General features: G+C 57.6%; 9 protein-coding genes and 3 pseudogenes. 10 read left to right on the top strand and 2 right to left on the bottom strand.

Translation table 11 applies throughout. The annotated features are described in order from the left end of the window. Positions 1 to 241 precede the first annotated feature (241 nt). Positions 242 to 355: pseudogene (locus tag NKH98_RS30830) on the bottom strand (glycine oxidase); the annotation flags it as partial. A gap of 903 nt (positions 356 to 1,258) precedes the next feature. Here NKH98_RS30830 and NKH98_RS30825 point away from each other — a divergent pair. From NKH98_RS30825 to NKH98_RS30805, 4 genes and pseudogenes are all read left to right on the top strand, one after another. After that, on the top strand, positions 1,259 to 3,097 hold the full coding sequence (locus NKH98_RS30825) for a CocE/NonD family hydrolase (RefSeq protein ID WP_352904065.1): 1,839 nt from the start codon (positions 1,259 to 1,261) through the stop codon (positions 3,095 to 3,097). Between the two features lie 1,203 nt (positions 3,098 to 4,300). Continuing rightward, positions 4,301 to 6,472, top strand: a complete 2,172-nt coding sequence (locus NKH98_RS30815) for a CocE/NonD family hydrolase (RefSeq protein WP_352904064.1) — start codon at positions 4,301 to 4,303, stop codon at positions 6,470 to 6,472. Between the two features lie 442 nt (positions 6,473 to 6,914). Continuing rightward, the gene (locus tag NKH98_RS30810) at positions 6,915 to 7,883 is read left to right on the top strand and encodes an asparaginase (RefSeq protein WP_352904063.1); all 969 of its coding nucleotides are present in this window, start codon (positions 6,915 to 6,917) and stop codon (positions 7,881 to 7,883) included. Positions 7,884 to 7,914: 31 nt separating this feature from the next. After that, positions 7,915 to 8,040, top strand: a pseudogene (locus NKH98_RS30805) (transposase); the annotation flags it as partial. A 308-nt stretch (positions 8,041 to 8,348) separates the two neighbouring features. Here the strand turns inward: NKH98_RS30805 and NKH98_RS30800 are convergent. After that, positions 8,349 to 8,501 (bottom strand): hypothetical protein, encoded by a 153-nt coding sequence (locus tag NKH98_RS30800; RefSeq protein WP_502894348.1) that lies wholly within the window; start codon positions 8,499 to 8,501, stop codon positions 8,349 to 8,351. Positions 8,502 to 8,693: 192 nt separating this feature from the next. Here NKH98_RS30800 and NKH98_RS30795 point away from each other — a divergent pair. From NKH98_RS30795 to NKH98_RS30770, 6 genes and pseudogenes are all read left to right on the top strand, one after another. Then, positions 8,694 to 9,012, top strand: a pseudogene (locus NKH98_RS30795) (transposase); the annotation flags it as partial. Between the two features lie 168 nt (positions 9,013 to 9,180). Continuing rightward, complete coding sequence (locus NKH98_RS30790) at positions 9,181 to 10,764, top strand: ABC transporter substrate-binding protein (RefSeq protein ID WP_352904062.1); 1,584 nt, start codon at positions 9,181 to 9,183, stop codon at positions 10,762 to 10,764. A 26-nt stretch (positions 10,765 to 10,790) separates the two neighbouring features. Further along, positions 10,791 to 11,729, top strand: coding sequence for an ABC transporter permease (locus NKH98_RS30785; protein WP_352904061.1), 939 nt, complete (start codon positions 10,791 to 10,793; stop codon positions 11,727 to 11,729). Between the two features lie 2 nt (positions 11,730 to 11,731). Beyond that, positions 11,732 to 12,625, top strand: coding sequence for an ABC transporter permease (locus tag NKH98_RS30780; protein WP_352904060.1), 894 nt, complete (start codon positions 11,732 to 11,734; stop codon positions 12,623 to 12,625). Continuing rightward, entirely contained in the window at positions 12,622 to 13,638 is a 1,017-nt protein-coding gene (locus NKH98_RS30775) for an ABC transporter ATP-binding protein (RefSeq protein ID WP_352904059.1), read from the top strand. The genes NKH98_RS30780 and NKH98_RS30775 overlap by 4 nt, the downstream gene beginning before the upstream one ends. Then, positions 13,635 to 14,753 (top strand): ABC transporter ATP-binding protein, encoded by a 1,119-nt coding sequence (locus NKH98_RS30770; protein WP_352904058.1) that lies wholly within the window; start codon positions 13,635 to 13,637, stop codon positions 14,751 to 14,753. Before NKH98_RS30775 ends, NKH98_RS30770 begins: the two co-directional genes overlap by 4 nt. Positions 14,754 to 15,144: the final 391 nt, after the last annotated feature.

Below are 15,144 nucleotides of genomic sequence, written 5' to 3'. Positions count from 1 at the left end.
GGTGGCTGAAGCAATTTTTGTGGCTCTTGATCGTCGCGTTCCTGAACCGGCCGAAGCAGCTTGCCGCTTAGCGGTCAAGATTGTTCACGGTCGACTAATTAGGTCTATCTCGATGGCAATTCGCTCGGGCCCGCTTGCATGACACGCCACCGGAGGGGGGCGCGCATGATACCGCGGAATGGGGAACGCAGCTCATCCGTGCTTGGAACGCGGCACGAGGCCCCGTGCACCAACGCAGCATCCACCAGTCGGCGGCGTCGCGTCCGAGATCCAGCACCGGCTGCTCGGCGCGTTTACGCTCGCACCATGGCGCCGGCATGCCGCCGGCGAACCATGACGCATTGCCGCAGAGGCTGCTCGTCCAGAAAAAGCGCGATATGCCTGCGCATTTCGCTGATTGTGAGCAGGCATTTCACGCGATGGTGAGCGCTCATTCCATTTGATCGTGAGCAGCTATTTCACGCGATCATGAGCGGCCGCTTCGACCGACCTGTTTATTGATTCAGGTGTTTGCGCCTGCGTCAAGAGCGTGGAGGCGAAGGCGGTGAGCGTTTGTGAACGAGGCGATCCAGAATGGCGTCGCCAAGGGTGTGAACTACCGGTCAAAGTCGGCGCTTCGGGCTTCGGGATAGTATCCTGCAAAACATATCCAGGACACCGCGCTCAATGCGTCATCAAGATTCGCTCAGCGACTCTATGCCGACGATGATCGCCTCCTGCTGGACTGCGGCTTTCGGCTTGTGAGCGAGTTCTTCTACACTGTGAAGCATGGCGGCCCCCGTTGGATACTCCAGTTCTCTTTCCGCACTTTGTCACTTCATCGCGGTCACACGCTTCTCTTCGCCGTCGGGCTGTGCGAACGATGCGGTCTGGAGGGGCGAAGCGTCACAACCTCCCAGGACCTGTGAAATCCATCGCCACGAGATCGCAATGCGAGCCACAAGGTGGCAATAATTTATCATTTTTCGAAATAATAATTGCAAAACATTAAGAATGATATGGACATGTGGTGCCTTCGTGCCCAATTTCGGCGCGGAGAGTAAACCAACAATCAGCGCGTACGTCCCGCGAGCGCTTCCAGTGTCCACTGCAGGTATGGGCTGATGGGTCAGTAAGTGCGCCTGCTTGAATGCGGAAACTGAGGAGTGCCTTGATTGCCAGCGGATAGCCGGCTGCGCGCGTCGCCGGGCAGCGTGCAATAAGCCGCGAAGCGAACGCTTCCAAATGGGTCAACCAAACAGGTTAATGGGAGGATACGATGACAAAACAGTCTAGCGGCAGCCAGGCGGCGAATTTCTCTGAAGCTGACGTGGTGCGCGAGATATCTTATGTGACAACAACGGACGGAACGCGCATCGCGTACATCTGCTACCGTCCCAAATCCGGGCGTTATCCAACTGTCTTCGAGTATACTGGCTATCAAACAAGTGCGACTCCCTTTGAAGTCGCGAAGCCGTTTCTCGATGCCGGCTACGCTTTCGTCGGCGCCAACACCACCGGGACAGGTTGCTCGACAGGCCCATTGGATCAGTGGTTTTCCAAAATCGAAGGTGTTCACGGCGCCGAAGTCGTCGAGTGGATCGCCAAACAGCCTTGGAGCGACGGCACCGTAGGGATGGTGGGCTATTCGTACGGAGGAACAACTCAAATGTGGGTCGCTGCAGAGCGTCCGCCCCATCTTAAGGCCATCGTGCCGTCAGGCCTTGGGACCGGCTACGATACTTGGGTCTATTTGGGCGGGATGCTACAACCCAGCGCGCTTCAGTGGGCATTTACCAACGAGGCTGAAATGCAGGTGGGCGGCGCGCAATGGCGTATCAGTCACGGCGATACCGAATGCGCCATATACCGTGGGAGCGATACGTTCGTCGATAGGTATCCATTGTTCAGTGATTTGATACGACAGCATCCGTTCAAGGACGAGTGGTGGGACTCGATATTTCCCTCTCGAGCGGAGGTCGCAGGCAAGATCACTGTGCCTACGATGATCGTCCTCGCATTTCAAGATGAGTGGGGCCTTGGCAATGAAGGCCCCCGAGTCTTCACACGATACATGCCCGACGTGAAGAACAAGAAGCTGCTTCTGTTGAACGGATCCCACGCAAGTGCATCAGCACACAAGGGTTATGCTCAAGTAGTCGCGGAGCATATACGGTTTCTGGATCGTTGGGTTAAGGGAATCGAAAACGGGATAGAAAATGAGCCACCGGTAAAGGTACTTTGGGAGGTACGGGAGCCCGAAGGCGATCCCAAGGAGGCAGTTGTTGGTTGGACCACGACGCATGAGACTTGGCCGGAACCTTCGGTCAGGCGTCGGCCCTTCTATCTCACCGCGGATGCAAACCTTTCACTCGACAAGCCCGGGTCCGGTCCGGAGGGAGGCTCGCGGGCGTATCTTTACCCTATTGGAACCGAGCAATTCGACAACAATAAGCAATCCGAAGTAGCGCCCGGCACGGGAACAATCCAGTCGAATGGCTCCCTCCCGCTCAATTACTCGTTCCAATCGACTAAGGGCGCCCTCGCGCGCATGGGCCTCTTGAATTACCGAACGGCTCCGGTAGCATTAGACATGACGTTGCTTGGAAACCCAGAAGTAACGCTATTTCTCAGCATCGACGAAGGCGACGACGCTGACCTCGAGTTGACATTGAAAGATGTCGACCCCGACGGCAACGTGCTTTTCCTTCAATCAGGACTGCAGCGTGCGTCATTTCGCGAAATTGACATGGCGCTAACCAATGCTGAGGAAGTTGTTCCGACCTTTCGCAAAAGCGAGAAGCTAGAACCGGGCAAAATTTACGAGATACGAATGTCGATGCTGGGACCGATCGCACACGTCGTCCGGGAGGGACACAGCCTCGAACTCACCATCGGTGCGCCAGGCCTAGTGTCCAACAGGGTGACCGGTAGTCTGCCGGTTGGGGTTCCCTCGGTCAACCGCATCTATTCTTCGAAGACTTACCCTTCAAGAATTCTTCTTCCCATCTTACCGGGAGCCGTTGCCCAAGCACCGACGCCCGAGCTTGGCACGCTGCGCAATCAGCCTTACCGAAAAGAAGCCAGATTCGCGCCCGGCGGATTGCCGATCAAATAACGTCAAGTTCGCGAGTATGTCGTCGCTTGGCAGCTTGCGCAGCAATCAGCATGAGAGAGTCGGCGTCGGAGGTCTGACGATGGGAGGGCGTAGCCCTACTGGAAGTTATATCTCCCGCCGCGGTGCGACTTCTCGGCGTCTTTGTGATCGCCGTCCACTACGGTGCTGGTTTTCCGGATGGAGAATCACCTTTGTGCCGGGTCGCCATGAACCGACATCAGGCGAGTGCTTTATGAGGTACCAATAAAAACACTCTATGGAGATCCGCCGCGAAGGCGTCTATCAGCCGGGCGACAACTTACTGAATTGACAAAGAGGTGCGCCTCCCTCGCAAGATAATCCGAAGCGCGGCCGGCGGCGCCCCGATTCATCTTAGCACATTTTTGACGCTGTCATTCCGCCTCAAGGCCGCTCCTGCAGTCCGGGCAGTCGCTATTTACGAGAGATGCTGCGGCGCCATCCGGAACTGTCGACAGGCATCCGCCGCACGCTTGGGCGGCGTATCCGGTCATGGCGGGCTATTGATGACCAGCAACAGGACGTCATCTTCCGCCAGATACATGAACAGGCCGTGTGGCGCTGTCGGATTTTACCGATGTGTCCCGCCTTTGCTGGTCATCGTTGACATCTGCTCTATCACTTCCGGCTGGGCCGGTCGGGCCTCGATCACACCAGTGTCATCCTTGGGCGAAGGCGCAATTATCATTTTCTGGATTAAAAGTTGCTGCATCGTAAGAAATTGTTGGACACACCGGTACCTTCGTGCCCAATTCCTATGACGACTTAAAAGACGCTGCCGGCGCTCAACAGGAGTGTTTATTGGGAAGGTAGATGTCGTCCAGGGCTCAATGCCCAACCAAAACCTAAAAGCCAAGCAAACGGAGGAATAGGTCGTGTATAACATCATGCGCAGCGTAAGTCGCTGAGCTGTTCTGAAATCTGGAGCCGCGCTTGGAGGATGCATCTTTGTGTCCGGAACGCCGCTCTCGCAGGCAATCTGGGCCTCTCAAGGCAAGATGCTCAAGGCATGCGGCGCGCCTGACATCGCCAAACTCGATCCCGGCTTATAGCAGGCTCCGCGTGTCATTCGTGGGTCAGGAGATCCTGATGGCATCATCAATGGCGAGTTTACGACTCTTGAACAAGCGAATGCTGTGAAGTTATCACCCAGATTGCAGCGCATGGGCGGACAAAGGTGTTAAAATGAGCGTTACAAACAAGAACGATGATGGCTCGGTAATTCACACGGTCCCTCAACGTGTGAACCCGGCGCTTCTGGCCGGCAACACTGTTGGCATTTTGAGCCCCACGACGGCTGGCGCCCAAACCCCAGAGGCCGGGGTGCGAACAGGTCCACGCAAAGTACGTGAAATCGAGAACATCTGGATTCCGATGTCCGACGGCACCAAGATTGCGGCGCGCATGTGGCTGCCGGAAGATGCCGAGAGCAATCCGGTGCCAGTGCTGATGGAATACATCCCCTATCGCAAGCGTGACGGTGCGTCCCTTACCGGAAGTTCGCGCTTACGTGATGAGACCATCCACCCCTACTTGGCTTCCCATGGATATGCCTGTGTAAGGCCAGACATTCGCGGATCGGGGGATTCGGAAGGACTGCCGCTGGACGAGTATGTCAAACAGGAGCAGGACGATGGCGTCGAGATCATCGCGTGGCTCGCCAGGCAGTCTTGGTGTACCGGCAAGGTGGGTATGTTCGGGATCTCCTGGGGCGGTTACAGCGCACTGCAGGTGGCTGCCCGCCGCCCCCCTGAACTCAAGGCGATCATCACCCTTTGTTCGACTGAGGACCGCTATACCGAAGAGCCCTACCATAATGGTTTGGTCGCCGACGGCATGTTCGGGCTTGCATGGGGTATCCTTTATCCCGCTTATTGTTGCCGTCCTCCCGATCCAGCAATTGTTGGGGACCGCTGGCGCGACATGTGGATGGAGCGTCTCCAGAACGTGGACTACTACCCCGCGATCTGGCTTGCCCACCAGCACCGCGATGCATACTGGAAACATGCTTCGATCAGCGAAGACTACGGTGCGTTTGAATGCCCGGTGTATGCGGTGGGTGGCTGGTTCGATCCTTATCGCAGCACGGTTGCGCGCATGCTCGCCAACTTCAAATGTCCACGCAAGGGACTTGTCGGCCCATGGGGCCATGAATATCCGAACTATAGCGATCGCGGTCCGGGCCCGGCGATAGACTGGCTGGCCGAGTCGCTGCGCTGGTGGGATCACTGGCTCAAGGATATCGATACCGGCATCATGGAGGAGCCGTTGTATCGGGTATGGATGCAGGAAGAACCGATGATGCGCGGTGTGCACCAGATTCCCGGGCGGTGGGTGGCCGAGGATAGCTGGCCTTCCTCGCGCATCAAGCCGCGCAAACTCTATATCACCAAAGACGGACTGGAGAGCAATCCCGGGGCTGAAACAGCACGTGTTCTCAAGCCTTTGCAGACGGTCGGAACAACGGCACCCGGCCGGATGGTGAGGCGCGTCAAAGATGCGCCGACTGACCAGCGCATTGACGACGCTCGCTCGCTGACATTCGACTCCGAGCCGATAGAGGAGGATTTCGAGATACTTGGCGCGCCGGTGGTCACCCTCGATCTAGCGGTCGACCAGTCGGTTGCCCTCCTGTCCGTCAGACTCAACGAAGTCGATCCGGACGGTCTTTCAAAGCGCGTCACCTATGACGTGCTGAATCTGACGCACCGCGACAGTCATGAGTTTCCCGAGCCTCTGGAGCCCGGCAAACGTTATCGCATCCGCTTGCCTTTGGACGATTGTGCTCATGTTTTCAAATCGGGCAGGCGCATTCGTGTTGCCGTATCAACGTCACATTGGCCATCGTACTGGCCCTCGCCTGAGCCGGTGACCCTGACACTTTATGCCGGCCGGTCCGAACTCGAGCTGCCGGTACGCCCGCCGCGGGCCGAGGACTGGGAATTGAACCCCTTCGACCCGCCCTTCTCGCCGGAGCCCACCTCCGGACGCACGGTGTTGGAGGAAGCACCAGAGCCAACCAGAGTCTCTGAATGGGATGCTGCAACGGGCAAACTCACGATACGCAACGCCCAAAACAGCGGACGAGCTAGGATTGACGCTATAGGCACCGAATCGTGGTCGACAGAAAGCGAGGTCAAGGAAATATTCGACCACGACCCGACCAGCGCCAAGATCGAAGCGCAGTACATTACGGCATTCATGCGCGACGAATGGAACGTTCGTGTCGAGAGCTCTGTGCGGGTGAGCGTATCCAAAGACGATTATTTGTTTGTGGGTCAGATCAAGGCCTTTGAACACGAAGCGGAAGTCTTCACCAAGACCTGGAATCGTACAATCCCGCGCATGCTTGTCTGAGTAAAACAACCATAGACGGCAAAGAAGCGGAAGTGTTCAAAACGCCGGCGCATCCCAACAGCGGCGGTGCTGAGGTTGTAATACGGATCGTAGCTGCGTCCGTATCGATACTCGTGGGTGATGCCGCGTCTCCCTACTCTACGGTCTTGAGAAGCGGCCACGACGTCGCGAAAGAGCTCGTATGTCGTGAATTGCAGGTGACTTCGGCTCTTGCTGTCGAGATTCGGCGCTCGAAGTGGAGCGCCAATTCTCAGCGTCCTTGCGTCGCAGAAACATCTCGTTGAGTATCGTCACTTGCCGCATCTCGACCTCTTCAAAAGTTGGATTTTAGCTAGTGAGGTCGACAAATTCGTGTGCGCTCCGTGTACAGGGAGGGCGCCGGAAAACCGGCAATAGACGTCCAACCCTGGCGGGAAATCCAGAGGCAGAAGAGGTTGAAAGCATGGAATCTAACGCCCCAAAAATCCTTATTGTCACAACAGGAGGATCGATCGCACAAACATCGCCCATGGATCCGACCTTAAGTGGGGACGATTTGGTTCAGGCAGTTCCAGAGCTCAGGGATATGGCCTCCATCTCGGTGGAACAGGTCGCTCAGGTCTTAAGCGCCGACATCTCAGTCGAGGACTGGCTAAAACTGGCATGTCGAATCAATAGCGCCCTGTCGGAAGACGACATCCAAGGCGTGGTGGTTACGCACGGCACCGACACGTTGGAAGAAACAGCATACTTCCTCAATCTTGTTGTCGAAAGTGAAAAGCCAGTCGTTGTCGTTGGAGCCATGCGCCGCCCGTATTCCCTGGGGGCTGACGGGTCAGCGAATCTTTTCAATGCTGTAGCCATCGCTTGTAATCCCAACGCGAAGGGCAAAGGCGTGCTCGTGACGCTGAATTCCGAAATTCATTCGGCGCGCGATGTGACAAAGACGACATCCAATTTGGACGCGTTTAAGGCAGCAGGTCTTGGTCCTCTTGGCTATGTTAGAAGTGGCAGGCCGCTTTTCTATCGTACGCCGACACGCATGCACACATCAGCGAGCAAACTCCACTTCAGCTGTAGGATCTTGCCTCGCGTTGCGATCCATTACAGCTACGCTGGTGTGACGCCGGATATATTTGAAGCAACGGCGTCTGCTTACGAAGGCGTAATTTGGGCAGGGACTGGCAACGGCAACCTCCCGAAGTCGCTCCGGGTGGCAGTTGGTGAGGCCGTACGGCGGGGGCTGGTGTTTGTCCGCGCATCGCGCGTCAATTTCGTCGTTGTCGAACGTAACGACGAAGTTGACGATGACACACTCGGCTTCGTCACGGCTGATTCGCTCAATCCGCAGAAAGCCCGCATCCTGCTGATGTTGGCGCTGACCAAGACCACCGATCCAGCGAAGATTCAGGAGTTTTTTGATACCCATTAACTATATATGGGGTTGCACACAGCGGCGAGTGGACACCGAGCCGATCTGGACCGAGTTCCTGCGCAAGTTGACCCGCCGCGGCCTGCGCGGCGTCAAGCTGGTTGTCTCCGATGCGCACGAGGGCCTCAAGAGCGCTGTGACCAAAGTTCTGTCGGCGATTTAAGGCTGGCCGCAGCACCGACGGTTCGGCAGACCACGACGCTCCCAGGCCACGCGTTGACGGCGTCAAGCACGGGGCCAGCTGGAGCAGGTCGGGGCAGCGGCGACCGTCGTGCCGGCACATTTCTTGTGCTATGTTCGCTCGGCACGGACGACCACGTGGCAAAGAGTGGCGCGAGAGGATGAGAGCGCCGCCACGCAACCTTATGGTTGTTCCTCCTTTGTGGCGTCCGTGCGCCGGTTCGCTCCTCGTGACCGACAGTGCCGGACCATCAGCCCGTGGGCTCGCTCCGTGGCGCAATTCCTTCACATGTAGGCGAAGGCCGTTCCGCGGCGCCAACGACGCGCGGCCTCGGTGCCCCGGGCCTTGAGAGCGAGCTGCCGCCGCTTCGCGGCCACCAGCACCGGCCGAATCCAGATGTAATCCTGCTCGCTTGTCAGCAAGTGCCAGATCAGCACGACGAGCTTGCGGGCAACGGCAACCGCAGCGATCTGATGGCCACGTTTGCTGCGGATGCGCAGGAAGAACGCTCTGAGTGCGGCGCGGCAATCAAAGTGAGAGGTCGCATTGCCTCGTCTGAATTGCTCCTGAGCGTAATCCGTTGCCTCATCTGATCTGCTCCCGGCAATGGTGTGGCAGGGGCAGATCAGATGAGGCAGGTAAGCGTGGCGAAACGGGATGAATTGGTAGGTGCGGTGAGGGAGCGTTATGTGCGGGGCGGCCGGGCCGAAAAGGCGCGCATTCTCGATGAATTTTTGTTGCCGTGAGCGGCTTTCACCGCAAGCACGCAATGCGGCTGTTGCGGAAGGGCCCGTCTCCGTCTCGTTCAGGGCCGAGGCACGATCGCCGCATTTATGACGATGCCGTTCGTGAAGCGCTGATCGTCATCTGGGAGGCGTCTGACCGGATCTGTGGCAAGCGACGAAGGCGCTGGTTCCTGTTTTGGTCGAGGCGATGGAGCGTCACGGATGAGGTTCAGGCTTAGTTCGGGTCGGGCGCACAGCGGAAATTATCAAATTTCGGAATACTTGTTCCCATTTTTTTGATAAGATTGTGGACTTCCACAAAACGTCATGGTTCCCTTTGAAGACCAGAAAGCGCTCTCTCAAAGAGAAGTTTAAGAAAGGGGAATAGATCATGGATGGTATTGCGCGCAGCTTGAGCCGCCGAACTCTTCTGAAAACTGGAGCCGCGCTCGGAGGAGGCATCATAGCCTCCGGCATGCCGCTCTCGCAGGCTATCTGGGCAGCAGAGGGCAAGGTGCTTAAGGGGCGTTCCAGTCGCGACATCCGCGTGCTCGATCCGGGGTTCTACCAGGGTACAATCGATGTCCAAGTGATGGAATGCATTTATTCAAAGCTCACGCGTTTCAAGCCAGGTTCCGAATGGGGCTGGGAACTCGAGGCGGCGGAAAAGATCGAGCAGGTCGACCCGACGCATATCCGCTTTCACTTGAAGAAAGGCATCATGTTCACGGGCGGTTATGGCGAGCTGACCGCCAAGGATGTCAAGTTCTCTTTCGAGCGTGTCATCAAACATAATGCGCCGTTAAAATCGGATTGGGGGTCGTTCGATCGTGTCGACATAGAAGATGACTATACTGGCGTGATCGTGCTCAAGACGCCTTTCGTGCCACTCTGGAACATCGCGCTTCCCTTTGGTGTTGGCCACATCGTTTCCGAGGACGCGGTGATGAAGGCGACCAAGGACGGGGGTAATTTCGGCATGAAGCCGCCCGCTTTCTCAGGCCCGTATGTGCTCGCCGAGTGGAAGCCGAACCAGTATGTGCTGTTGACACCCAACCCGGACTGGTCAGGGCCGAAGCCGGGATTTGATGAAATCCGCATCTTGCCGATGGACGACGACAAGGCGGCCGAGCGCGCCTATCAGGCGGGCGACATCGATTTTACTGAAATCAGTCTGGATTCGCTTCCAACCTTTAGGAGCAACCCACCTGCCAACACCAAGATCGAGAAAAAGTCCTCACTTTGGTATCACTGGATCGGCATGAATATGGATCACCCGAAGCTGAAGGACATCAATATCCGCAAGGCGGTCCAATGGGCGATCAATGTGCCGCAGATACTGGATGCCGCCTTTTCCGGTGAGGTCGACGTCGCGACGGGCATCATTCCTCCAGGTATTGTCGGGCACCGCGACAAGGCGCTCGTCCCACCGGAAGGCGATCTCGAGAAGGCCAAGGAGTTCCTGGACAAAGCGGGGGTGAGCGATCTGAGCTTGACCATCGATTGCCGGAACACGAACACTCATTCGACCATTGCCCAGATCGTGCAGGCACAATTGTCGCAGATCGGCATCACGGTCGAGGTCAATGTCCAGGATTCCGGCTCGTTCCAGAGTCTCGGCATGGAATCTGAAGGTGAACGCTGGAAGGACATGCAGCTTGTCATACTGGCCTTCTCCGGTCTGCCTGAACCTTCCTATGCAACCAGCTCCTTCGTCCAAGATCAGGTTGGTGTCTGGAATTGGATGCGCTTCCGCAGCGAGCGCTTTGATGAGCTCAATGCCGAAGCAATTACGATTGAGGATTCCAAAGAGCGGGCCAAGCTTTACCATGAGATGCAGGATATAATGGAAGAGTCCGGCGCTTTCCGGTTTCTGACCCATGGGGCCCATCCAGTCATGTATCGCACCACGCAAATGCAAGCCGCAACGCGCCCGGATGGATACCCACTGTTTCTCGATTTCAGGCCGGTTTAGGCTTGAGTTTGCTATAGGGCATGGCCATGTGGCTCTACGTTCTGAGACGGATCGCCCTCTCGATCGCAATCATTGTGATCGCGGTGACGCTTCTGTTCCTGATGATTCATGCGGTGCCGGGCGATCCTACTGCGGTTCTGCTCGGCCCGCGCGCCACGCCGGAGATGAAGGCGCAGATCCATCAGCAGATGGGGCTGGATAAGCCGCTTCCGGTGCAGATTGTCACCTTCTTCGGAGGGCTGCTCCATGGCAATCTCGGTTATGACGTGTTCAGCCAGAGGCCTGTCGCCGACATCGTCTTCGACCAATTGCCGTATACGATCGAGTTGATCCTGGTCTCAATCTTCTGGGCGGTTGCGGTCGCGGTGCCACTCGGCTGTTACTCGGCCATGCGGCGCAACTCCGTGATCGACCAGACCGTGGCCGTTGTGGCGGTCGCCACGATCGCCATTCCGTCCTTCGTTACGGCAGTCTACGCACTGCTGATCTTCTCTGTCACGCTCGGGTGGCTGCCAGCGATCGGAGCCGGCAATGGCATTTGGGACAGACTTAGCCACCTCGTCCTGCCGGGCTTTGCCCTCGGCATCGGCTGGGTCGGCTACATTTCCCGACTCGTGCGCGCATCCATGCTTGAGATCCTGGGTGAAAACCACATACGAATGGCCCGCTCCTTCGGGATCTCGGAATGGCGCATCGTTTTGCGTTATGCGCTGCCGCTCGCCATCCTGCCGACAGTTACCATCCTCGGCGTGGGCGTGGCGTGGTTGCTCTCAGGTGCCGTATTTGCCGAGGTAGTTTTCGCAAGACCTGGCATTGGCGCGCTGATCGTGAACGCGGTCAATACGCGCAACTATCCGATCATTATGGGCGTCGTGCTCGTCACTACCTTCCTTATTGTCATTGCAACGACGTTCTCTGATCTGGTGAATGCCAGTCTTGACCCACGAACCCGGGAAAAGCTCTAATCATGGCGAGCATTGAAGTGATTGGTACAGAAGCCTACGCAGGGCAAAGCCCCGGCGCCTTGCGTAGCTTCCTGCGGCAATTGGGCAAGAACCGTCTGGGCGTGCTCGGTGCCGCGCTTGTCCTGCTCGTTGTGGCGAGCGCGATCTTTGCTCCGCTTGTCATCACGCATGACCCGATCCGTATCATGGTCGGGCCGCGCCTTGCAGGTCCGTCACACGACTTTCTGCTGGGCACCGATCAGCTCGGTCGGGACACGTTTTCTCGAGTGATTATGGGCGGCCGGATCCCGCTGCTCGTCGCATTCACATCCCTCGGCATTTCGTTGACGGTCGGGCTCGTGCTGGGCCTGATCGCGGGGTTTGGGCCGCCTTGGCTCGATAATCTCCTCCTGCTCGTATTCGATACGATCCGCTCCTTCCCGAGCATCATATTTGCATTGGCCATTATCGCGCTTCTGGGTCCCAGTCTGTCCAGCGTGATCCTGGTCGTAGCAATAACATCCTTGCCGATCTACGCGCGTGTCGTACGCACCCAAACACAAGCGTTGCGCAACAGTGATTATATCGACGCAGAACGCTGCATGGGAGCTGGTACGACGCGGATCCTTACCGTCCATATGCTGCCGAATGTGATCGGGCCGCTGCTCATACTTGTGAGCATGGACGTGCCAGCGGTGATCGCCTTCGAAGCGGGTCTCAGCTTTCTCGGAATGGGCGTCCGTCCACCTACAGCCGACTGGGGAGCAATCCTCAGTGAAGGCTATGTCTATATCAATCAGACTCCCTGGCTGATCATCGCCGGCGGTACTCCAATCGTCATTGCTACGCTTGGCTTCACATTCCTTGGCGAAGCTTTGCGTGACATATTCGATCCCAAGCTGCGGAAAGACCTATGAGACGTGACGATCCGAGAACGCCCATGTCTGTCCGCTCGCTTCTCGAGATCCGCGGCCTCAACCTCGACTTCGGCACGCCTCGTGGGCGTGTTCACGCCTTGCGCAACGTCTCACTCGATGTGCCGGTCGGGCAGGTGGTCGGTATCGTCGGCGAAAGCGGATCTGGAAAATCGACGCTTGCCTATACGGTGATGGGCCTGCTTTCGGAAAATGCAGAAGTCACAGCCGGCAAAATTCTGTTTGAGGGACGCGACCTGCTCACGCTGCCTTCCCAAGCGCGACGCAGTCTGATGGGCGATCGCCTCTCCATGATCTTCCAGGATCCGATGACCGCGCTCAATCCGGTGCGGACAATCGAGAGCCAGATGATCGATATCCAACACCACGAACAACGAGGCCGTAGTGAAAAGCGCGATCGAGCCGTCGACATGCTCAAGCGCGTCGGAATTCCGGATCCGCAAAGCCGCATCGGGAATTATCCGCATCAGTTCTCTGGTGGCATGCGCCAGCGCATCTGCATTGCCATGGCACTTCTGGTGAGACCGGCGCTGCTCATCGCCGACGAGCCGACCACAGCGCTTGATGCTACATTGGAAGTTCAGATCATCCACCTGCTCAAGGATCTGCAAAGGGAGATCGGTTGCTCCATCCTGTTTGTCTCCCATCATCTCGGCGTCGTCGCTGAATTGTGCGACCGAGTTGCCGTCATGTATGCGGGCGAGGTGGTGGAGCAGGGGGCGGTGCGGAACATCTTTCATAGTCCGGGCCATCCCTACACTCGGGCGCTGCTTGAGTGCGACCCTGGACGGATCAAACAACGGACGCGCAATTTGCCGACCATCCCGGGAGAGGTCCCCAGCCTGCTCGGCAGCAAAAAGGGATGTATCTTTCACCCGCGGTGTCCTCACGCCTTCGATCGCTGCGTGCATGAGACACCTGGCGAATACCGTGTCGCTGCTGACCAGGTCGCGCGATGCCATCTGCTCGATCGAGCTGGGATGGTTGCGGCATGAGTGCGCTGCTGAGTGTCCAGGATCTGCGCGTCCGCTTCCGCACCATGGGGTCACTGAAGGCGCTCACCACGGGCACGGCAGACCCTTTCATTGACGCTGTATGCGGCGTCTCCTTTCAAATCCGCAAGGGCGAGACGCTTGCCCTCGTCGGCGAAAGCGGATCTGGCAAATCCACCATCGCGCGCACGATCATCGGCCTTCAGCCGGCTGTTAGCGGCAGCATTCGTTTCGACGGGCAGGAACTTATTGATCTCAAAGCGGCCGAACGAAAGTCCTACCTGCGCCGCATTACGATGATGTTCCAGGATCCCGTGGGCTCCCTCTCCCCGCGGCTGACCGTGCAGTCGCTACTCACCGAGCCATTCCGCATACACGGCGTGAGCAATCGCGATCCCGATGCCGAAGCGGAGCGCCTGTTGCGCATGGTCGGCTTGCCGGCGGACTTTAGGCGCCGCTATCCCCACCAGCTCTCTGGCGGACAGGCCCGGCGCGTCGGCGTCGCGCGTGCCCTTGCACTCAACCCAGACCTGATCATCGCCGACGAGCCCACAGCGGGATTGGATGTTTCGGTCCAGGGCGAGGTGCTCAATCTTCTTGCTCGCCTCCAGGATGAAATCGGGATCGCCATCGTCATCATCACCCACAATCTTAACGTTGTCCGCCACATGGCCGACCGTATGGCAATCATGTATCTCGGCCGTGTGGTCGAAAATGGCTCGACCCAAGACATCTTCGATCACCCGCGCCATCCTTATACGCAAGCCTTGCTCTCGGCCAATCCAGTGCCCGATCCCGATGCAGTTCTCAATCGAGTTGAGATCAAGGGCGAGGTGCCGAGCATGCTCAGACGGCCATCCGGTTGCGAGTTTCACACCCGCTGCCTATACGCGCAGGAAATCTGCAGCCGGGTTTTCCCCGAAGCTGCAGCCAACTCGGCTGAGACGGAGCATAGCTTCAAATGCCACTTCCCGCTCACGCGCGAAACCGACGTAGCGGTAGAGCAGCGACCGGTCTCGCAGATTTCTCCGGCTGGACCTCAGACCCACGAACCCGGGAAGAGCTCTAACCATGCCGAACATTCAAATTATCCAGATAGAAGTCGGCACAAGGCATAGGCGCGGCGTCTCTGGCGCCTTCCTGTGACAATTGCGCATGAAGTCTCTCCGCATGCTCGGCGCACGCGCTTGTAGAAGCGGGGCAACAAGCGGGGCCGCGGGGCCGCGCGGGGCTTCGCTGAAAACGGTGACAGCTGCGATCGCGAGCTATGCCAAGATCAAGGCCAGTATGAGCATCTGAAGATCTGAAGAGGGATTGATGGTTCAAGAGCGCAGGACAGAAACAACCCTCTCCAGAGCAAGGATACACTTAGCCGAGCGGCAAAACGATGAACGACAACCGAACCCAATTAAAGGCCACTATTACCTCTTGCGTTCTCCATTGGGAACTACAGGCCATCGGCATATTGTAAGTCATCGAGAGCGAGCAACGAAGCTCCGCGTGACACGG

The organism is Mesorhizobium sp. M0833 (genome assembly GCF_040319905.1).
GTDB lineage: Bacteria > Pseudomonadota > Alphaproteobacteria > Rhizobiales > Rhizobiaceae > Mesorhizobium.
Note: the sequence above shows the minus strand (reverse complement) of the source record. Positions and strands in the feature narration are given on the sequence as shown.